At 70.9% G+C, this 19,998-nt stretch carries 21 protein-coding genes; 7 read left to right on the forward strand and 14 right to left on the reverse strand.

The features are described from left to right. Positions 1-95 precede the first annotated feature (95 nt). From ACZ50K_RS34235 to ACZ50K_RS34245, 3 genes are all read right to left on the reverse strand, one after another. Positions 96-2,174, reverse strand: coding sequence for a bifunctional DNA primase/polymerase (locus ACZ50K_RS34235; protein ID WP_468910624.1), 2,079 nt, complete (start codon positions 2,172-2,174; stop codon positions 96-98). Between the two features lie 572 nt (positions 2,175-2,746). Beyond that, positions 2,747-3,040, reverse strand: a complete 294-nt coding sequence (locus ACZ50K_RS34240; protein ID WP_468910625.1) for a hypothetical protein — start codon at positions 3,038-3,040, stop codon at positions 2,747-2,749. A gap of 423 nt (positions 3,041-3,463) precedes the next feature. Then, on the reverse strand, positions 3,464-3,706 hold the full coding sequence (locus ACZ50K_RS34245; RefSeq protein ID WP_468910628.1) for a hypothetical protein: 243 nt from the start codon (positions 3,704-3,706) through the stop codon (positions 3,464-3,466). A gap of 401 nt (positions 3,707-4,107) precedes the next feature. Here ACZ50K_RS34245 and ACZ50K_RS34250 point away from each other — a divergent pair, with 401 nt between their 5' ends. Continuing rightward, a complete protein-coding gene (locus ACZ50K_RS34250; protein WP_468910629.1) occupies positions 4,108-4,893 on the forward strand; it encodes a hypothetical protein in 786 nt (261 codons plus the stop codon). A 434-nt stretch (positions 4,894-5,327) separates the two neighbouring features. On the opposite strand, the gene ACZ50K_RS34255 is transcribed toward ACZ50K_RS34250, so the two are convergent. The 5 genes from ACZ50K_RS34255 to ACZ50K_RS34275 form a co-directional block, all read right to left on the reverse strand. Further along, entirely contained in the window at positions 5,328-6,047 is a 720-nt protein-coding gene (locus ACZ50K_RS34255; protein WP_468910632.1) for a GNAT family N-acetyltransferase, read from the reverse strand. A 68-nt stretch (positions 6,048-6,115) separates the two neighbouring features. Beyond that, a complete protein-coding gene (locus ACZ50K_RS34260; RefSeq protein ID WP_468910635.1) occupies positions 6,116-6,547 on the reverse strand; it encodes a hypothetical protein in 432 nt (143 codons plus the stop codon). Positions 6,548-6,837: 290 nt separating this feature from the next. Then, positions 6,838-7,872, reverse strand: a complete 1,035-nt coding sequence (locus ACZ50K_RS34265; protein WP_468910638.1) for a fatty acid desaturase — start codon at positions 7,870-7,872, stop codon at positions 6,838-6,840. Between the two features lie 150 nt (positions 7,873-8,022). After that, a complete protein-coding gene (locus tag ACZ50K_RS34270; RefSeq protein ID WP_468910640.1) occupies positions 8,023-8,928 on the reverse strand; it encodes a hypothetical protein in 906 nt (301 codons plus the stop codon). Positions 8,929-9,048: 120 nt separating this feature from the next. After that, the gene (locus tag ACZ50K_RS34275; RefSeq protein ID WP_468910643.1) at positions 9,049-9,780 is read right to left on the reverse strand and encodes a GntR family transcriptional regulator; all 732 of its coding nucleotides are present in this window, start codon (positions 9,778-9,780) and stop codon (positions 9,049-9,051) included. A gap of 135 nt (positions 9,781-9,915) precedes the next feature. Between ACZ50K_RS34275 and ACZ50K_RS34280 the strand changes: the two genes are divergently transcribed. Together ACZ50K_RS34280 and dapF are read left to right on the forward strand one after the other, a co-directional pair. After that, complete coding sequence (locus ACZ50K_RS34280) at positions 9,916-10,161, forward strand: hypothetical protein (protein WP_468910646.1); 246 nt, start codon at positions 9,916-9,918, stop codon at positions 10,159-10,161. Beyond that, the gene (gene dapF / locus ACZ50K_RS34285; protein WP_468910648.1) at positions 10,154-11,185 is read left to right on the forward strand and encodes a diaminopimelate epimerase; all 1,032 of its coding nucleotides are present in this window, start codon (positions 10,154-10,156) and stop codon (positions 11,183-11,185) included. The genes ACZ50K_RS34280 and dapF overlap by 8 nt, the downstream gene beginning before the upstream one ends. Positions 11,186-11,391: 206 nt before the next feature. On the opposite strand, the gene ACZ50K_RS34290 is transcribed toward dapF, so the two are convergent. Then, positions 11,392-12,063 carry a DUF3800 domain-containing protein gene (locus tag ACZ50K_RS34290; protein ID WP_468910651.1) on the reverse strand — a complete coding sequence of 224 codons (672 nt, stop codon included), beginning with the start codon at positions 12,061-12,063 and terminating at the stop codon, positions 11,392-11,394. A gap of 186 nt (positions 12,064-12,249) precedes the next feature. Then, positions 12,250-12,636: a DUF6233 domain-containing protein gene (locus ACZ50K_RS34295; protein ID WP_468910654.1), complete on the reverse strand. Its 387-nt coding sequence runs from the start codon at positions 12,634-12,636 to the stop codon at positions 12,250-12,252. Positions 12,637-13,110: 474 nt separating this feature from the next. Here ACZ50K_RS34295 and ACZ50K_RS34300 point away from each other — a divergent pair, with 474 nt between their 5' ends. After that, positions 13,111-13,302 (forward strand): hypothetical protein, encoded by a 192-nt coding sequence (locus ACZ50K_RS34300; RefSeq protein WP_468910657.1) that lies wholly within the window; start codon positions 13,111-13,113, stop codon positions 13,300-13,302. 227 nt (positions 13,303-13,529) lie between these two features. Here ACZ50K_RS34300 and ACZ50K_RS34305 read toward each other — a convergent pair whose 3' ends face one another. Together ACZ50K_RS34305 and ACZ50K_RS34310 are read right to left on the reverse strand one after the other, a co-directional pair. Continuing rightward, positions 13,530-13,958, reverse strand: coding sequence for a hypothetical protein (locus ACZ50K_RS34305; RefSeq protein ID WP_468910660.1), 429 nt, complete (start codon positions 13,956-13,958; stop codon positions 13,530-13,532). 746 nt (positions 13,959-14,704) lie between these two features. Then, complete coding sequence (locus tag ACZ50K_RS34310) at positions 14,705-15,859, reverse strand: site-specific integrase (protein ID WP_468910661.1); 1,155 nt, start codon at positions 15,857-15,859, stop codon at positions 14,705-14,707. A 248-nt stretch (positions 15,860-16,107) separates the two neighbouring features. Here ACZ50K_RS34310 and ACZ50K_RS34315 point away from each other — a divergent pair, with 248 nt between their 5' ends. Continuing rightward, positions 16,108-16,827, forward strand: a complete 720-nt coding sequence (locus ACZ50K_RS34315; RefSeq protein WP_468910663.1) for a DUF4145 domain-containing protein — start codon at positions 16,108-16,110, stop codon at positions 16,825-16,827. A gap of 123 nt (positions 16,828-16,950) precedes the next feature. On the opposite strand, the gene ACZ50K_RS34320 is transcribed toward ACZ50K_RS34315, so the two are convergent. After that, complete coding sequence (locus ACZ50K_RS34320) at positions 16,951-17,421, reverse strand: protein kilB (protein WP_468910664.1); 471 nt, start codon at positions 17,419-17,421, stop codon at positions 16,951-16,953. Next, positions 17,421-18,092, reverse strand: a complete 672-nt coding sequence (locus ACZ50K_RS34325; protein WP_468910667.1) for a hypothetical protein — start codon at positions 18,090-18,092, stop codon at positions 17,421-17,423. Before ACZ50K_RS34325 ends, ACZ50K_RS34320 begins: the two co-directional genes overlap by 1 nt. 634 nt (positions 18,093-18,726) lie before the next feature. On the opposite strand from ACZ50K_RS34325, the gene ACZ50K_RS34330 reads away from it, so the two are divergent. Further along, positions 18,727-19,515 (forward strand): hypothetical protein, encoded by a 789-nt coding sequence (locus ACZ50K_RS34330; protein WP_468910670.1) that lies wholly within the window; start codon positions 18,727-18,729, stop codon positions 19,513-19,515. Then, complete coding sequence (locus ACZ50K_RS34335) at positions 19,512-19,874, forward strand: hypothetical protein (RefSeq protein ID WP_468910671.1); 363 nt, start codon at positions 19,512-19,514, stop codon at positions 19,872-19,874. The genes ACZ50K_RS34330 and ACZ50K_RS34335 overlap by 4 nt, the downstream gene beginning before the upstream one ends. Positions 19,875-19,998: the final 124 nt, after the last annotated feature.

A 19,998-nucleotide genomic window follows, 5' to 3' on the forward strand; every position in this document is an offset into this window, starting at 1 on the left:
GCTCGCAGCACTGCCCTCAAGAGATCGCGCGATAACAAGCCCTGAGGCAGCGATGCCGTGAGGGGCGCAAGCCGAAAGGCCGCTGCGCAGGGGGGTCAGGCGGTTGCGATGCGGCGCTCGATGCGGGCTCGGGCGGCTGCGTGGTCGCCCCGGCGGTCGACCGTGCGGGGGTATCGGCGGCGGGGTTGCTGGGGGAGGGTGGTGAGGACCAGATCGGTCTGTTCGGCGTGTGTCTGGACTCCTGTACGGATGCCGGCCTTCGGGGACCTCATCCATGCCTCCTCTTGCTGCCACCAGCGGTACAGCTCGATCTCGACGGCGTACCGGCGGGCACGGGAAGCGAGGCGCCCGTGGCTGCCCAGGGCCTTGGCGGCGGCCGTGAGAGAGCCGGGGCGGGACCTGTAGTGCGGGGTGCCGGAGCGGTCCGCGGCGAGTGCCTGGCGGGCAGCGTGCTGATCGGCTCCACGGCGGCGCAGGACGGCCCCGTCGGCAGCACGGCAGCGTTCTCCAGGTGTGGCTTGGCAGGTAGGGCATTCGTGGTGGACCGTCATGACCGCGCGGGTGGCGATCATCAGGTCCCGCATCCTGCGGAGGTGCTTCACGGCAGTGCGGGGTTGGTATCCGGTGAGCTGGCAGATCTGAGCCACGCTCAGGGGGCGGTCGGCGTGGTCGATCAGCTGCTGGAAGATCCTGCCGGCGTGGTGGCCTAGGCCTCCGGCGTGGGTGGCTGTGGGTCGGCCGTAGCTGAAGACGTCGTTCTGACCTGCGGTGAGACGCTCCTGGAGACGTGCGACCAGGGTGGCCCGCCTGTCCCCCTTGGGGGGCGGGGTTCCTTGTGTCCCACCCTGTGCAGACAGGGAAAATGCGGGGTGGGCGGGGGTGATCGGGAGGAGTTCGTGGGTTCCGGCGGGGCCGTCGGAGTCGTGGGGGGCGAGCCAGCCGTCGAGGGTGAGGCGGTGCTGGGCGCGGTGCTGGGTGGAGCGGCCGGTGCCGGTGGCGAGGGCCGCGCGGCGGACGTCGAGGTCGAGCACGGTGGTGCCGGCACGGAGTGCGAGTAGGCATCGCAGGTCCAGGGCGGCCCGGTCGGCGGGGCCGGCGTCGGTGGCCCAGCGCTCGGGGCAGGCGTCAGCGGCCGCTTGAACCTGCTCGACCAAGTCGATGACGTCGCCGATGGTCTCGGTCCACTCCAGCGCGTCCTCGGTAAGGGGCAGGGTGGCCGCGTACGCGACGCATCGGGCCCACTGGCGGGCCAGTTTCTCGCGGGCCTGACGTTCCGGCAGAACGGCGCGCAGGACGCCGTGACCGGTCACCCTGGTGCAGGCGTGGAGGAGTCCGCCTTCGCGGTGGCGGCGGTCGTCCAGCAGGCGTTCGACCATGGCCCACGTCCAGCGGCGCAGTGCGAGGCGGTCGAGGAGCGAGGCGAGGGTCTCGCTGATGCGGTCCTCGGGGGGGCGGCGGGTGAGCAGGGCGTAGGTCTCGTCGTCCAGCACCGGGTTGGTGGGGCCGGGGAGGCGGGGGCCCAGTTCGTCGTCGAGGACCTGGACGTGGTGGTCGCGGATGATCCGGACGGGGACGGTCGGCGGGGCCGGGACCGCGTCGATGATGAGCAGCAGGCGCATGAACGCCTCGGAGGGGTTGCGGCAGGTTGCAGGGGCCAGCAGGGCCGCAGCGCGTTCCTCGTCGAGGGGCGCCTGCAGTTCGCTGCGGCCCCCGGCACGGTGGGGGGCTCCGATCGGGCGGGCCGCGCCGGTGCGCGGGTTGGTGAGCAGGCCTCGGTCCAGGGTCGTCGGCAGGCGCTTCGCGGCGGCCTCGGCGATGGCGGAGACCAGGATCGCGTCGAGCGGGGTGGCGGCGGTGACCCACACGTGCCGTCCGCCGGCGGATCCAGAGGCAGCGACCACGTGGTTCAGTCCTGCTTCATCCAGCCAGCGCAGCAGAGTTGCGAGGTCGGGCCCGGTATCGCCACGCTTGGAGTCGAGGTCGAACAGGAGCCACTGGAAGCGGTTCAGCTCGTCGGCGAGGTAGACCGCGTACGGGCGGCCGTATGGAGCGGTCCGGGGCTCTGTCAGCTTCTGGTTCTTGTAGGAGTGCAGCCAGGTGCCGTCGCCAGAACGGGTGTCTACCCGGATCGCGGGGCGCGGGGACAGCTCCAGGAACAGGGCCTGGAAGTCCACCCGCGCGGGGGATTCGACGGGGAGATCACCGGTATGAGGATTGTGGATCTGGGCAGATGACGGGCTGTGCACCCCCGCTCCGGTAAACACACCAGAGGCGGGCATGAGCTGTCCGGCACCGTAGCGGTCCGCTACGATGGTCGTGCTCCTAACTACAAATGCACGTCGAAGCCCCCTCCCGCCTGCTGGCGGTTGGGCTCCGAGCGCGGCCAACCAGGTCGCTCAAGGGCTTGCTCCGAACTACAGCTACACAGCTGCAACGCAGATGTGGTCAGGGCACCACCGCCCGACAGTCGCCGTGGAAAGCGTCTGTGGGGCTCTTCTCACCTCCTGTTCTTTGTAGGGGCGAGGGACTCGGTTGGAAGCCGGGTCGCTCTGGGCCTGGCAGCGCTTGGCGGCGCTGATGGACGGTGGTCGACTGGGAAGTCGACCGGGTGGGAACTACATGTGAATCAGTTGGGGATTCAGCTCGCTGGGGAGTGAAGCTGACCCCTGTACGTCGTTGGGCGCCGCCCCGGTGGGAAGTTGGCCGGGGCTTTTTGGCGCGTACGCACGTGGTCTTGCGGAAGGCGCTACCCGGTCATGGGGAGCGCCTTCTGTTCGTCCAGCTCGTCCGCCCACGTGGGGCGGCCTTTCTCGTCGACCGGCATACGCCGAATCAGCTCGTTGACCAGTCCTGCGAAGGACAGCCCGGTCGCCCTGGCGGCTGCGATGGCTTTCACAGCCTCGTCGGGGGTCACGACCACGCCGGTGCGCCAGTTCTGACCGGACGTCGCGTCGTACTGCACGCGGCGCCCCCGCTGTTCGCGGCCGCGGGGCGGGCCGGAGCCCGGTCCGTTGCCGTCTTTTCCAGTCTTCGTGGTCACAGTGAAGATCCTTGCACACTCCGAGAGCTATTCACTACGGAATCGGGCGTGTCGCTGAGGTTTTCGTGGGGCTGATGTGATTCTGGCTGGATCCAATCCGGGGAGCGGTGACGATTCCTCAGGAGGGCTCTGCACGTCAGAGGTTCGTATGCCTTGCGCGCCCGGTCGAAGGGGGCGCGGAGAGGCCCGCCGGCGGATTCACTCGATCCGGTCATCCGTACTTCCCCTTTCGTGCTGCTCGGTTGCGGCCCTGCATTCCTATGGACGGATCGGCCCTCGGCATCGTTACAGGTTTGGGGGCACCACTTTTCGCAGATCAGGGCCGGTCCCGTGGGGCGGTCCGCCGACCGGCGGCGGTGTGTCTCCTGGTCCGCCATGCGGGAGGTCTTGCCGGCCGGGGGAACCAGGCGCGGGGGATGGGTGTCAGCGGGACGGTTTCGCGGTCTGGGTGATGGTGAGGAGCGGCGTGCGGTGGGTGTCCCGGGGCCCGTTCTTGCCGTCGGTGTCCGGGCTTGCGGACAGCAGGTAGAGGCCGAGGAGCAGCAGGAGGAACGCGCCGACTCCACCCCCGGCGGCGCTGGCGCCCCGGTGCCGGGCGGGGATTCCGGTGCGGTGGTAGCCGCGGACGGGTCGGCCGGCGCGGTAGTGCGGGCGTACGTAGGTCATGGGTGTCCCTTCGAGGGCCCGGCCGCCGGCGGCGGCTGTGGCTGTTCTCCGAAGGTAGGAAGGGGGGCTGTTGCGAACCGGGGTGCTCTTCGCGGGGGTCCAGCCGTGAACCGGGTTGCACCCCCGCGTTGTTGGGGCTGTTTGCGGGGGAGGGGCGCCGTACCGTCGTTGGTATGTCGAGGAGCGCGCCGAGTAAGGCGGATCGGGATCTGATAGCCGCGGTGAGCGCGGCGGGGGTGACGGTGAGCGCCACGCAGCTGGAGCGGTGGCGGAAGGTGGGGCTGTTGCCCCGGGCGAGTCAGGCCTGGCGGGGGAAGTACGGGAGTACCTGTTCCTTACCGGAGGGCAGTGTCGAGCTGGCCACGGCTTTGGGGCGGCACGCCCGGCGGGGTCGGGGGTGGGTGGACCTGGCTCTGCTGGCCTGGTTGGACAGCGGGGCGCCGGTGCGGGATGCGCTGCTGAACAGGGCAATCCGGGCGGCGACGCGGGAGATGCTGCGGATGTCCGTGGATCTGATCGACAGGGAGAGGGAGGCGCATCCCGTCCCGGAGGGGATGGAGCTGGGGCCGGCCTTCGAGACGGCTGAGATCGTCGCGCGGCTGATGACGACGACGAGCCCGGTCCGGCAGCGCATCCCGACGGAGAGGGAACTGCAGGCACGGCTGCGGGCTGCTGGGTATGAGGTTCCCGAGCAGCCCTTGCGTGATCTGCTCACCGTGGCCTGGGTGCACATGGACGGCGAGACCCCCATGGATCCCGACGAGACCGAACGGTGGGTCACGGCTCTTGGGATGCGGGAGGAGGAGCCTACGGAGATGGGCCGGGCCGGCGCCGCCGGGTGGCTGCTGTCGCGGGGGCTGATGGAGCTGGTGGGGAACGGCGGACGCCGGATGTTCGACCGTGCGGTCCAGCAGATCCTCGACGGAGAGGTTGTCCTCGGCCGCGGGGAGATGGATGCGGCCCGCGCGGACCTGGATGCCCACTTGCACCTGTTCGGGATCGGGGAGGGCGACCGGAGGCCGGTGGTGTCGCACACCTTCGTCGCGCACTTCGTCGCCTACATGACCTCGGTGTGGAGCCTGGTCCGGCGTCAGCTTCCGAAGGGCTACGGCGTCGCCGACGTGCTCCGAGCCGGCCTGGAAAGCGCCAAGAACGAACGCGGGCAGCAGGTGAAGCTGGCGGCCTGACGGCCGCTGCCGGGCGGAAAGGCCCGCGCAAAGGAGCGCCTCCCCGTCGCTGTCGAGGGAAGCATCCGGCCACCACTGCTCGTAGGGGCGAGGGGCCGGATGAGACCCGCTCGCGCCTGCGCGTGCGTGGGACGGTCTCACGGGTTCCACGAATGTACCTTTCCGCAGGTCAACAGCCTGCGGCCGAGTCTCATGCTGTGCCCCGAGAGGTCCCGGTCTGGAACGTGAGCCACGGAGGGCCAGCCCCAGCGAAGCTGCGACCGAGTGCGGTTCCGCAGTGGCCACCCGCACCACCGGTCAGACCAGCCCTTGCTCCCATTCTTCTGGCCCCGGACCTGTCCGCGGCCGCCGACGGGCACAAGCTGCCCCGACGGGGCACCGCAAGCCCGCCGGGGCTGGGGAGCTGCCGGCCCCGGCGAGCCGTGCGCTTTCGGTCAGCGGCGGGGCCGCCAGCGGGTGAACATGCACTGGTCGTCGCCCGCGCCGAGCCGGAAGGGCAGGGCGATGGAGTCGAGGGAGAAGGGTTCCCCGGCGGCATGGACGGTCCAGCCGTGGTGGGTGTAGAAGGCGCCGAGATTGCGATCCGCCTCGTATGAGCCGTACACCACGTAGTAGCCCAGCTGCTGGTAGACCTGCCAGGTCCGCTTGAGCAGCATGCCGGCGATTCCCTGGCCGCGGGCATGCTCGGCGACGGCGAGGCCGTGGACCTTGGCGACGAACAGGCTCAGGGCGATGGCCTTGTCGGGGCCGAAGCCGTTCTTCATGGCCATGTCGATGAGCGTTCCGGGGGCGGTCGCGGACAGCGTGCCGACGGTGCGGTCCGATTCGTCGACCGCGACCAGCGGCAGGCAGACGGTGGTCAGGGCCTCGGTCATGGGCTGGCTGGTGAAAGTGTGCGAGGCGGTGTGGCGGTATGCCGTCGGGCCGCCGAGGCCGTCGAGCATGGTGGAGGCCACGGTGCCGCTTTCGATGGCGGTCCGCAGTTCGGGCAGGAACCCGACGCCCTCGCCGGAGGTGGCGAGCAAGGCGTCGGCTGCGTCGGCGTCCTGCGGCCGGGCCAAGCGGATGCGGGTGCCGGCCGGGCCCTGCCAGCCGGTGCGGACGCGGTCGGCGGACAGTGGCGCCTGCCTGGCCTTCTTGGTCGTCTTACCCATGTTCTGGTCCCCCCTGTTGGTGGTGGTGTCGGCGCCGTCCGGACGCCGCGTGCGGATGGATCTCTATGTCACTCGGTGGCGGCCTTCGCTTCTGGCTGGGCCGGGTCGTTGGGCGCCCACCGGGGCATACCACCCTGGGGGTTCGGCACGAAGGAGCCGTTCGGGCCGTCCAGGGGCGCAGGCAGGAGCCCCAGCTGCCAGCCCGCCGGCGGTGTGGTCGTCGGCTTCGGGGGCTCGTTCTGCGCGGGCGGGACCTCGTCGGGTGCGTAGACCTCCCATGACCAGGCGCCCTCGCTACTGCGGGCGGCGACGATCCGGTCGCTGTCCAGCTCGGCCGCGGCCCGGCGTGCGCGGTCGAGCGCTTGGAGCAGCTGGATTCCGAAGTCGGCAGGGGTCTCTCCCCTCTTGGACATGCGGACCGGGTAGTGCTTGTCGCCCCTGCTGTCATGCACGACAACCTGTCCGGCGTCGTCCTGCCCGATGTGCGTGACCCATCCCATGCGGAGGAGTTGATAGGGGCCGTCCCGGTGGGACGGGTTCAGAATCCAAACGGTCGCGGGCATGGGCGGCCTCTCTGCTCGTTGATCAGGCCCCCATCATCTTCGCGCCGGGAGGCGGCCGGGCTTGAGTCGGGGAAAGCGCCCGCCACCAGGGGGCCGGGGTGGGTCGACTACCTGGAGCGGGACGTGCTGGATGCCGCCGTCCGCTACGAGCGCGGGGACTGAGAACCACAAGGGCCCCGGACGGTTTCCCGCCGGGGCCCTGCTGTGTGGCTCGGTCTGCGGTGCGCCTACAGCGGTTTGGCTGCCGGGGATCGGAGGGCCGCCTGATGCCGTCGGAGGACGGATCGGGGGCCGGCCAGCAGGGCATCGGGGGTGAAGTGGGGCGGGGGCAGGTGGCGTTCGAGGGCGGGGAGGTAGTTCCAGCGGAGTCCTGGGTGGGCGGAGTGGGCGTAGTGGTGGAGGTCGCCGTAGGGGAGCCACGTGGATGCGGCCGCGGCGGCCAGGACGGGGGTGCGGGGGTAGAGGCGCAGGCAGCGGCCGGCCTCGATCTGGGCGGGGGTCCCAGTGCGGTGGTCGGGGTCGAACCAGGTGTGCTCGGCGAGCAGGGACCACCATGCGAGCAGGGGGTACAGGAGCAGGCGGGGGGCGAGGGCTCCGGCGAGGACGGCCGTCCAACCGCCTGCGGCGTAGGCGGCACCGGCGGCGGCCGCGAGGGCGGTCGTCGCGGTGGCGCGGTGGTGGCCCCGGTGGGCGCGCAGGTTGGCGAGCAGGCCGGTCACGGTGGTGCGTACGCCGAGGGGGGTCAGCGGGTGAAGGACGGCCAGGACCATGCCGCGGCGGTCGAGGATGGTGCCGGGGCGGAGTCCTGCGGCGGCGAGGTCGGCGAGGTTGGGGTCGCTGGCGAGGGTCGCGCTGGGGTGGTGGTCGCGGACGTGGCGGCGGCGCCGGTCGGCGACGGGTCCGAGGCCGAGGGGGAGGTGGGCCCCGTAGCGGGCGAGCCGCAGGTTGGCTGTGCGGGTGCGGGCCAGTACGCCGTGGACGGCGTGGTGGCTGATCTCCTGGAGGTGGCGGAACTGGACGGCGACACCGATGGCGGCCGCGATGGCGGCGAGTGGGCCGTGGGGGGCGAGCAGCCAGTAGCCGATGATCTGTACCCACTGTCCGGCCAGTAGCAACGCAGGGGTCGTGTCGGTGGCGCGGCGGCGTTGGTGGGCTATGAGCTGGGCGGCTGGTGCGGTGCGGGGTCGGCCGCGGCGGAAGTGGAGGCGGTCGGGCTGGCGGAGGAGCACTCCGGCCGCGATCAGGGCTAAGGCGAGGAGCAAGACGGTTCCCGGGGACCAGGGCGGGGCCGTCCCCCACCATTGATCACCTAAAGTACTTCTAGTCACTAACTTTGACGGGGGGTTCTGGACATGAAGACGGCGGCTCACCATGCCGGTGGGCCGCCGTTGGCGTTCTGTGCGGGGGAGGGGTCAGAGGCTGGCGACGGTGGCGGCTGCCCGGTCGTGGTCCCAGGCGCCGGCGTCGAGCATGGGGCGGGCCGTGGCCTCGTAGGTCTGCAGGACGCGGGGGGCGGAGTCCGCGCCGTGTCCCCAGACGGACTCGAAGCGGCCGGCCCAGCGCTGGACGCCCTTGAAGTACACGCTGCTGCGGCCGCGCTGGTAGTCGGCGTCGCCCTGCTCCTCCTCGACCAGGGCGGCGGCGTTGGCGAACACCACGACATCGACGGCCTGGTCGGCGCGCAGGCGGTCGCGGACGGCGAGTCCGCAGGTGACGCCCAGCTCGCGGTGCTGGTTGATGAGGGCGAGCAGGGAGGTGGCGAACTCCTGCTGGGCGAGGTCGGCGGCGTGGACGATGAACAGGCGGTCGATGCGGCCGCCGGCCTCGGTGAACCGCCTGTTCGCGGCGATGTACTCGCGGCGGCCGGTCAGCAGGCCGGGGTTGGTGGTCAGGTCGGCGGCCAGGATCCGCTGCGGCTGGGCGCCGGCCTCGGTGACGGTGTTGACCAGCAGGGTGGACAGGCGGGGGACCTCGGCGGCGTACACCCGCAGGTGGCCGTCGGCGATCTCGCCGTAGTCCGAGATGAGTTCGGCTTCGAGCTGGGCGCGGACACGGTCGTAGTACGCGGCGTCATCCATGGAACGCAGGTTAGTGACCCGGCGCAGGTGGATGTAGGTCCTTCGGGTCCAGTAGTGCCCTGCGGCGAGTATGAGGATGAGGACGGCCTGTATGGCCAGCAGCAGGTGGAGGTTGACCCGGTCCGCCATCCAGCCGATCACGGGGACGGCCAGTCCGGCGATGCTGAGCACCGCCCCGAGCGCGGGTGAGCCGAGTACCGAGGTGGCTCTGGTGAGTGCTCCCGGGCGCGCGTCGGACATGGTGTCTACCCCTCCCCCTGGTCGGCCCGTCCGGGCCTGGGGGGTCATGATTCCCGAGCCGCGCCCGCGGCCTCAACCGTGGCGGGATCCCGTCGGGTTGGTTGGCCGACGGGCGGTGGGTCAGGCCAGTGGCAGGCGGTAGTCGACGGTCCAGCGGCTGGCCGGGACGACGATGTCAGCGGTCTCCACGGGGCGGCCGTCGGTGTCGTAGTAGGTGCGCTCGATCAGGGTGGCGAGCGCGCCGGGGGCGATGCCGAGCCGGTGGGCCTGGTCGGTGTCGGCCTGGATGGGGCGGGTGCGCTCGTGGGCCTGGGCCACGGTGATGCCCAGTTCGGCCATGCGCTCGGGCACGCTGCGGCCGGCGAGGGGGCCTCCGTCGGGCAGGACCACGGGGGTGCCGCCCGTGATCGCCATGGGCTCCCAGCTGACGGCCGTGGCGACGGGACGGCGGGCGTCGTCGAGGAAGTCGTACGACGTCCGCACGACATGGTCTCCGGCGGCGATCTGGAGCCGGTCGGCCACCGGGGCGGGCGCCGGGAGTTTGGCCTCGCTCTCGGCGTCCCACGTCGAGGCCCCGGCCGGTGCCGGCGAGGTCGGAGCGGCGGGGAACCTGAGCATGACCGTCCGCTGGTGCGGGCTGACGTAGGTGCCGGATCCGGCCCGGCCCTCCAGCAGGCCCTCGGTGATGAGCAGCTCCTGCGCCCGTCGCACCACGTTCTCACCGGCGCTGTGCCGGGCGCCGAGGACGTCGCGGGAGGGCAGGCGGCTGCCCGGGGTCCACTCTCCCGACGCGATCAGGGCCCGGAACTCCTGGGCGACGCGCAGGTAGGGAGGGTTGATCCGGTCCGACATGTCTCCCCTTCACCGCTGCCGAGATACGCCAGCTCATTCTCTGGAATCCGCCCCATCCGGGGTCACCATTTGCCAACCTAGTCACTAGCTAAGAGTTAGTGACTAGGTGCGCTATGCGTGACCGGAGGATGGCGGATGGACTCATTGAAAGCCGCTGCGGCGGCGGCCCTGACGCGCCTCACCGGCCAGGCACCGCGCATCACCCGGCACCCCGGCTTCCTTCTCCTCCAGGCCGACCCCTCCGGCGTCTCCGCCGAGCAGTGGCCCCACCTGGTCGAGGTCCTGGAGGCAGCGGCCGCCTACGGCATGACCACCACCGCGGCCGGCACACGGATGGTCTGGCTGCGTATCGACGACGTGGAGACACCCACTCATGAGTGATGCACCCCTGCACCTCCCCTTCGCCAAGGGGCACGGCAGCGGCAACGACTTCATCGTGCTCGACGACCCCGACAACACCCTGGACCTGTCGCCCGCCACCGTCGTGCGGCTGTGCGACCGGCGCACCGGCCTCGGCGCTGACGGCATCCTGCGCCTGGTGCGCTGCGCTGCGACGCCGGAGGGCTCCTCGATGGCCGCGGCCGCCGAGTGGTTCATGGACTACCGCAACGCCGACGGCTCCCTGGGCGCGATGTGCGGCAACGGCATCCGGGTCCTGGCCCGCTACCTCGCCTCCACCGGCCGCCACTCCGGGGGGCCGCTCGCCATCGCCACCCGGGCCGGGGTCCGCCTGCTCGGACTCGCCGTCGGCAACACCCCGCAGCACGGAGAGGTGAGCGTGGCCATGGGCCGACCCGCCTTCCCCGGACCGTCGTCCATCACGGTCACGGTGGGCGCCCGCAGCTGGCCCGCCCTGCACGTCGATGTCGGCAACCCGCACGCGGTGGTGTTCGTCGACCACCTCGACCACGCGGGCACCCTGGCGGAACCTCCCCAGGTCCGGCCGGCCAGCGCCTACCCCCACGGGGCGACCGTCGAGTTCGTCCGCGACCTCGGCTCGACCCACCTGGTCCTGCGCGTGCACGAGCGCGGTGTGGGGGAGACCCCCTCCTGCGGCACGGGCGCGTGCGCGGCTGTGGCCGCGGCCCTGCACCGGATGCCCCGCCAGACGAAGGCGGTCCAGTACACCGTCGACGCCATCGGCGGCCGCCTGCAGGTCCGGGTCACACCCGACGGGAACATGCGGCTGACCGGCCCGGCCCACATCTCGGCCCAGGGAACCGTCCGCCTCCACCCGCTCGCCGACCTGCAGGCCGGCCCGGCCTCCTACGGTGTCCCCTCACCGGAACTCCTCGCACGGGCCGGCCGGGGCCTGGGCCGGTTCCTCGACTGCACCCGGCCGCCCGGCGACGGCAACGACCTGACCAGCGCTGCCGAGAGGTTCCAGCCGCTCGGCAACCCCTGAACAGCCCGGGTATGGGAGAGGGCACCCCACTGGTGGGGTGCCCTCTCCCATACCCGGGCCGGCGCTGTGCCAGCGGACTCGGACATCGACATCTGGTAAGCACGGATGCTATATGGCATAATGACGGTGCGGACCTGGCCTACGTACGTGGGATCACCGGGTCTAGCTTTCCAAGGCCCGGCCTCGTTGCCGGGCCTTCGTGTTTCTCAGATTCGCCTCGGCGAACCGGCCGCCGGCAGCTTCCGGCTCCACCAGTCCCACATGAAGCCCTTGCCCGGGTGCCGCTGCACCGCCTGGTAGGCGGTGTAGGCGAGAAGGTCGGCGGCCTGCACGGGCTGGCTGTGATGGGAGCCCATGAACCAGGGGTCCTCGACGATCCGGCGGGTGGCCAGCTTCAGCTTGCGGTGCTCGCGCTGGTAGCTGCCGTCGGTCCCGTCGCCGTCCATGACGATGATCCCGTGGTCACCGTCCCGCTCCAGTGTCTGGTCGATGTCGGCGAGCATCGCCGCGTATACCGCGGAGCGCTGGTCGTAGTACGCGCGCCCCTTGTCGGTGGTGTGCCTCCATACCGCGCCCACCCTGGTGCCCGGCAGCGCGGCGATCGCAGCAAGGTTGTCCTGAGCCACCTGCTGGCGCCGGTGCTTCTGCCGGTTCCACGCCCGACGGGTCGACGGCGTGCCGCGGCCGGCGATGAACTGGGTGGAGTGCAGCTCGTAGTCGGCGGGGATGCCGGTGTCCGCGTAGAGCTGCCTGCGGAAGTCGAGCAGCCGGCGCAGGGCCCTGCTCCATTCGGCGATGTCGATGTCGGCCCAGCCGTAGACGACGTACCCGGTGCTCTCAGCACCAGAGTCATCGATGTAGAAGATCCTTGTTCCCACCCGCTCACGCTATCGGCCTGCGGCTACACCTGGGTTCCGCCTGGGGAAAACTCCCCCACGGCCCCAGCCCAGGCGGTGACCGATCGTCAGCCAGCAGGGGGCGGCGGCCGCTCGGCGTGGCCGGGCCCGTCGTAGCTGGAATCGGAACGTCGGCACAGGAGGCCGTCAGCATGCAGGGCAGTCCTTCTACAGGCGGGTGAGCACCTCGGCCGCGGCGCACTCCTGGCACGCCCGGGCACCTGGGCGGGCAAGGGCTGCAAGAGCCTCGTCCAGGTCCAGCTCGGGCCCATCGGTGGGGGCCAGCTCGCATCCGTGCTCGTGGACCACGGTGCCGGTCGCCCGGCTGCCGGGGCCTCCGGCCCGGGTCCGCTCCACCGTCCAGGCCCAGCTCATGTTCGCTCCGGGAGGGGGCGGCGCGAGGTAGGGATGGGACGGCGGCCGCTGTTCGACCGGCACGGTGGTGTAGTCGGTCCCCTCGACGGGCCGCACGTACTCGCCGTCGCCTGCGGGAACCCACACCGTGTACTCGACCGGCTCCACGCCCTGGGAGTCGGTCACGGACCAGACCGGCATACCTACCCGGTACCGCCACCCGCTGGGGGTCCATCGCTTGGCGTGCAGCCTTGCCCTCACCTCTTGGCCGTCGGGCAGGGTGAGCCATACGGAGGGCGGATCGAAGCTGGCGGACACAAGACCACGGTAGGCGTTCCTGCAGCTCCTTTGTCCCCTCGCCTGCCCATGGCGTTGCCACCAGCGTCAACGGCGGCCGGGCGCACCGAAATTACCCCTGCCATTGACAGCCCCCCTGATATCATGGAAGTGCTTCCCCGCCGACGTATGGGGATCAAGGCAAGCGTTTCCCTGTGGATCCGAGGCACCCGCGCATGTCCGCGTTGGGGCGACGAGAGCAGGCAGCCACCGCCTTTCGAGTGTGAGTCGGCCGCACTCGGGTTGATCGCGCCTGTTGTCAATGCCAACGGGGGTGGTCGGGCTCGGCTGCCTCGGCATCGGTCTGTCCACCCCCCTCTTCACAAGGGGAACGGAACATTGCCTAAGAACCTCTGCGTTGCCTTCGCCCTGCTGCTGGCAGGCTTCATAGGCCTCGCGGCTGGTGTCGTGGTCTTCGCCATGGGAGACCCGGCCCTGTCGGCCGTAAAGACCGGCGGCGGCGTCTTCATCGCCCTCGCGCTGCTCGGCCTGGGCGTCCTGACGTACGTGACACCTACGCCCGGCTCGTGACCGCGAGGGGGCCGCGCCGACCGTTCGGTGCGGCCCCCTCGCGTCCTGCTATGAGAAAAGGCCAGACCCCGACCGGACCGGTCGGGGTCTGGCGACTGCTGCGGGTGGGCAGCCGCGGTCGGGGACTCGGGCCTCAACACGGCCCCCCTGGTCGGCCTTTCGCCCGCAGCCTCACCGGGACCGGCAGCGGGCGATCCCAGGCGCGCGGATCCGTACGAGCAGGGTTATCAGCGCCCCTCGGCGCTCCATCCCCCGGGTCGCAGACCGGGGGTGTGGGCGGGGTGGCTGGGTGGAGCCCAGAGTGCTCCCACGGGGCCAATCAGTGCGGGCGGGTAAACGTACGAGGGGTTGTGCAGCCGGCGCCGCGCTTCGAGGGACCGGCGCCTCCGGGCGACGTAGGCCTGGTCGGGCTCGGCCGAATCGATCTCCAGCTCCCGGACCCACGGCGGGCTCTCGGGGGCGGAGTGCTCGATCGCCTGCTGGAGCTCGGCCTGGCGTCGGCGGCCGCGTTCGGACACCGCCCAAGGGTGGTCGGACAGCAGCCACTCCTCCGTCAGCGGGTCGGTGGTGTCGAGCTGGGCGAGGTCGGGGGCCGGGCCCGGGTCCCGTGCAGGTACCCAGCCGGACAGGACGTCGTCAGGATCATGCAGGGGCATGGGCCCAGTGTGCCCGGCGCCGTTGGGGTTTCCGCCCTGGCCCCTGGGGTGGTCACGGTTACCCGGATCCTCGGCTGATCCGCCCTCACCCGCCTGGGGCCGACCGGGGGGCCGACGGGTCGACCCGTCGCTCTCAGAGCCCATTTCGCGGCCCTGACCTGCGGGCATAGCGTATGCCCAATAGGCAACGAGAAAACTATTCCCCCGTTCCGTCATCTCGGACGGAAAGGGACCACCTACAAGGAAAGCTCCTGATGTGGCGTCAACAGGCCATCTGGGGGTTAATGGTGGGCGCCTTGATGGTAAAGTGCCTTTTGCTTCGTCCTTGTTCCGCCTGCGTGCAGGCGGGTTCTGTAGGGAGGAGGTGTTAGGCGTGAGCGTCGGTGCTGACCCCTCGGGGTCCGGGCCGGCGAGGACCCGGGTGCAACGTGTCGGTGATGTGGTGCGAGTCCTGGGTTCTGGTCTGCAGGCGGTCTACTACGCGGTGCGTACGTGGCTGCTGATGACCTGACACGACGATGGGCCCACCCGTGAGGGTGAGCCCATCTGGATCGTCACGCCCGCGGGTCCCGCGCCGACGCTTGGCAGGCAAGCGTGGGGCCCGCCCTCGCGTGGTGATATCACCCATGATATCACGGGCGGTTTTCAACTCCGTATGGCACACGGGAAATGAAGCGCGCTGAAGCCTCGCATCTCTCTCTGAAATACGCCCGGAAATTGCGAGGAAATCGACGCAGATTCAGGGGCTACAGACCGATGCCGTACAGCGGGTTGAATTCCTCGTCGAATGCGGCGGCCCGGTCGTGGTATCCGGCGAACGCCCTGCTGCCGTCGGCCCAGCCTCCGTGCCGGGCGGACTCCAGCTGGTTCTTCTTGGCGTGGCGGGTGGCCTCGGCGTAGCCGCGGCGGAGTGCGTGGCCGGTCCAGCGGGGGGCGCCGTCGGGGAGGACGGCGTCGGGACGGCCGAGGCCGGCGCGGCGGGCGGCGCGGGTGACGATGTCGGCGACGCCTTCGGGGGTCATGCGGCCGGTGGGGTCGCCGATGGGGCGGCCGTGGCGGGTCATGGCCGGGTTGATCCGGCCGTGGCGGTCGATGCGGAGGAGCATCGGGCCGGTGGGCTGGTGGCCGTGGTCGAGCAGGGCCTGGCGGTAGGCGCGTAGGCAGCGGACCGGGCAGGTGGAGGTGTAGCTGCCGTAGGGGACGCCTAGGGGCTGGTCGTTGGTGACCTTCGGCCGGTAGAGGTCGTAGAGGAGTCCCTGGTCCTCGTCGGCCTCGGTGACGTCCTCCCAGTCGAGCAGGGCGGCCTCGGAGCTGCGGGCGGCGAGCGCGAACCCGGTGACCAGGGCGGCGGCGTCGCGTAGTCCGATCAGGGTGGTGGTGTCGGTGTGGGCGATCATCTCGCGGAGGAGCGGGGGCGTCGCGGCGGCCGATTTCCGGGTCCGGCCGGCCGGGTTCTTGGTCTCTTTGAGGTGGGCGGTGTAGCCGCGCAGGACCAGGCGGGCGCCGGTCTGGCTGGGTTGGGGGAGGCCTGCGGCTTGGTGGGCCACGGCGATGGAGGCCATGGCGCGGTCAATGCTCGACGGCTTGTAGGGGCGGCCGGTGCGGGGCCGGGGGGTGAGGGTGCACCAGGTGACGTACTCGGTCAGCGTCTCGGCGGTGGCCGGCAGGGCCCGGAATCCGTGGACCTCGGCCCACTGCTCGAAGCGGGCCCAGTCCCCGCTGTAGCCGCGGCGGGTGGCGTCCGGGATGCCGCGCTCGGTCGCGGCGCGTGCGGCGTCGGAGAGTTCCTGGCGGGGAACGGCGGCGGTGTCCACCGTGCCGGTCGCGGGCCGGGCGAGGGCGGTGGCGGTGAGCGCGGCCGCGGCGGCTGCGGCGGACATCCTGCGTACTGCGGCCCCCATGGTCGTCCCCCTCGCTCCCGTGGATCTGGCCCGCCTCGATTCTCCCCTATCTGGAGGCTGAAGAGATGGCGGCGGGTTCCGGGCCGTGCAGGTGGCAACAGCGGCAGCCTCGTGGGCCGTAGCCATGGATCCCAGCCGCCGAAATCTGCTGCATGTGACTGCGGCGTGGTCCGAGACACGCCCGGTAGGTGCTTCTCGGGCCCCGGAAAGCCTGCTCATCTGTCAGCAGGGTCAGCTACCTTCCGAAGATGACGCACGGACTCCCCGACCTCAACGGCTACACCTCCACGCTCGGCCACGTTTCCGGGCTCTGCCCGAACTGCGAGCGCCTCACCACGCTGAGGGTCGCACTCCACTCCAAGCTGGATGGCACCGTTGAGAAGGGATCCGAGGGCAGCCCTTCCTCGGTGCGCTGCCTGGTGACCCTTACGTGCAGTTGGTGCAGGCACGACAGCGTCTACCTACGACACGCGCTCACCTCCAGCGTCTCGGAGGCGCAAGGCAGGCGTGAGGTCTTCGAGACGATCACTCTCGAACAGGTCTGGCCTCCCCGCACACCTCGCGAACTGCCTTCGGAGGCTCCGGAGATCGTGCGGGCAGTATTCGCTGAGGCAGCCCTGGCTGAAGCAGCCGGAGCGCACAGGCTGGCGGGCATCGGCTACCGCGCCGCGGTAGAGCAGATCGCCAAGGACAGGGGCGCTGCAGGCCATAACCTGGACAAGCGCATCACGGCCCTGGGGGAGGCTGGTGTTCCGAAAGACATCGTGGACGCCTTCCAAGAGGCCCGGTTCGTGGGGAACGACGCTGCGCATGACGCGCTCGCCTACTCGGCCGAGGAGATTGCGGACATCGCCGAACTGATTCACGAGGCCGTTGTGGTGATCTACGTTCAGCCGGCGGAGCGGGCCAAGATGGCACAGCAACGAGCAGCACGCCGTGCAGGTGCCAAGCCAGCGTCCTCCTCCTGAGCAGACCCGTATGGCGAAGCCGGGACGGTCTCCCGTCCCGGCTTCGTTGTGCCACCGGGCCGTGCCGGAGGTTGGCGCTCATGTCCGTGCCGCCAGACCCTGGCGTACTCGGGGGCGCCCCCGTCAGGTGGAGTCCGGGCGAAGGCGAAGATGCGCGGCAGCCGCGGTGACGAAGCCAGCGGCGGCCTCCTTGGCTGCGTGACGTCGGGTGTCCAGCTCGGCGCGGTCGGAAGCCATGCGGAGTGCGTAGGTGGCGTCGGCAGCACGCTGGGCAGGGACGGCCAGTTCGGGGACCAGGATCTGCAAGCGGATGTGAGGCGCGGTGATGGCGGCCCGGGTCTCGTGGGAGCGGGTCTGGGCTTCCAGTTCCAGTTCCGGGCCGGCTGCGGTGAGGGTGAGGCGTTCGCGGTGGAACATGGCCGAGCGGTGGGCGTCGAGGGCGGCCGCGAACTCGGTGACGGCGGCGAGCTGGTCCTGGCGGTGGCCGTCGGTGCGCTGTTCGGCCCGCGCGGTGCGGGCGGTGCGGTGTTGGAGGACCCCGGCGGTCAGGGCGCCGGCGAGGGTGCCCAGAACGGCGATGACGGATGCCCACATCAGGTGTTCCTCCGGTGGTTGCAGAAGCCGCAGATGGGTCCGATGCCCGTGGGGTTGTCGGCGGCGCAGTGCTGGCAGGTCCACATCGCGGTGTTGTGCTCGGTCAGGTAGGCGCGGGCGGCGTCGGCGGCGTCGGTGCTGGTGGTGAACTCGGGCTCGCCGACGTGCTGGGTGCCGTCGGCGCCGAGTGCGGTGTACATCCAGCGGTCGGTGGCCTTCTGGTGGAGGACGGCGGCGGTGCCGCCGGCGTGCTGGACGGTGACCGGGGGCTGGGGGAGGTCGGCGCGGGAGGGGACGGCGTCGGGCCAGCGCAGGCGGGCGGACTGGCGGGTGATGCCCCATGCCTCGCCGATCCGGGTGTAGCTGGCGCCCTGGTGCCCGGCGACGGTCGCGGCGGACTCGGCTCGGCGCTCGACGGCGGACAGCGCCATGCGGAGGGAGTAGAGGACGGCCAGCTGGTAGTCGCCGGAGAGCACCACGCGGTCGGGGGCGGTGCCGCCTGCGGCCCGGTGGGCCTGGGCGCGTGCGGAGATCTGCCACGCCATCTCGTCGGCGGCCTCGGTGATGGCGAGCTGGAGGGTGACGATGTCGTCCTCGGTCGGCTCGGTGTAGGCCGGGGTCCGGATCGAGTTGATGTCGCCCCAGATGTCGATTTCCTTGTCGGTATCCATTACGACAGTTTCTCCTGTCATTCACCATCCCGACAAGGCCCCTTCATGGACTGGCATATGACAGTCCACCACGTCTATACCCGGCCGGGACAGACCGGGCTCCGCCCCAACCCACCGCCCGCCGCTGGCTCTTGATAAGGCAACTTATTTAGAGCCAGAGGCCGTCCCTGCCACAGCCAGGCGAAAACGCGGGTTAAGAGGGCCGCCCGCGAGACGGATGAACGGAAGCGGGCCGCCGGCCCCCGCCGCGCGTGCGGGTCCGGCCCGGAGACCAAGATCACGAAAACGTGGGTTAAGCGGCCTTGCGGGCCGTGGACGCTGCGGGTCCCCCGCCGGTCCACACCCACCACGGACGTCGGTTCTCTCCTCTGTACCGGTAGATGTACTCGGGTACGAGCGGCCGTTCCACCAGCGTGGCCCCGTTCCACCGGGGGGCTGCTTGACGACCCGTCCCGGACCCTGCCGTCCGGCGCGCGGCGCCAGTCAGAGCGCCGCCCCCCTGGCCCTCCCCGCTGCCGCGGCGGGGCAGACGACCGGCTCGGAAAACTTCCTTCATGAATCGAGGGGGATGAAACCGTCTTCGCTACGTAGGGACCAGGGATATGACTTCCTGTACGAGATGGAGTGCGTCCCCATGCTTACCGACCTGACCCCCGACACCTCCGACCCGGCCGACGGCGCCAGCGCACCGGACCGGCACGCCGCGCAACGGGAGGCCGACCGCCAACTTTTCGCGCAGCTGCAGCACGCGGGTTTCACGGGCGCCCGATACGAACTGTTCCGGGACCGGCTGTGGAAGTACGGGTGGGGCGTGTTCCTGGGCTGGATGCGGGAGGGTACCGCCGCCGCGAAGTGCTGGGAGAAGCGGATCTACTTCAAGGCCTCGTACTACGAGATCGAGGCGCTGCAGCGCAGTTACGACGACCGGCTGGACGTCGCTGCCGACTGCGTGGGCCGCGCCGTCCCCCAGTTCCTGGAGCACCACCTGGCCAATTGGGATCCGGACGGCGGGCGGAGCCTGAACAGCTACTTCCTGCACCTGGCGATGTACGTCTTCCGGGACGCCTACCGGCGGTGGGCCGGCCAGTACCGGCAGCGGATGCGCGAAATCCTGGGACCCGACTCGACCTCGGTGTACCACCCCGACTACGAGGAGTGGGTGCGGATCCCGCTGCCCGCCCCCGAGGCCCAGAGCATGGTGCAGGACAGCCTGAACACCATCTTGGACGGGGCCTCGATGGAGGAGCGGGCCGTCTGTGAGGCGATGCGCCTGGGCGCCACCCAGGAGGAGATCGCCCAGCAGCTGGGACTTACCCGGAAGGCCGTCGAGCGACGTCTGAGCCGGGTCCGGCGCCGCGCACGCCGTCTCGCCGAAACCGGCGCCATCGTGGCCCCCTCGGTCAGCTCGGCGGTGACCCGGTGAACGGCTCCCTCGCCCTGGGCACGGACCAGCTCAACGACGTGCTCACCGGATGGTCCGCGGAGACCCTCGGCGGCCTCACCGTGCTGGCGGTGGTCTTCACGTGGGGCTGGCTCCGCCGGCAGCACCGCCGCACCCAGCCCGCCCCGGAGCCGGGTGCGGTACCGGCGCCGGTCCGCACCTACACCCTGCTCGGCGCACGGGCCGCCGACGGCCAGCCCGTCCACCTGCCCAGCAGCCGGCCCGCCGGGACCGTCGTCGCCTGGGGCCCCACCGGCCCCGCGGCGGGACGGTACGAGCTGACCGACGCCCTCCTCCACGACGGCACGTACGCCGCCGAGCCTCTCGACCGCTATCTGTAGGGGCACCGCCGGCCCCGAATTCCGGGGCCGGCACCGCCCATCCAGTACCTGGCGCTCCGGGTGGCAAGGGCTGACCCTGCATCACAACGATAGCCCTACCGCAAGAATGGAGTTGTCAACTAAA

The sequence above is a fragment of the Streptomyces sp. NPDC033845 genome (assembly GCF_055576225.1).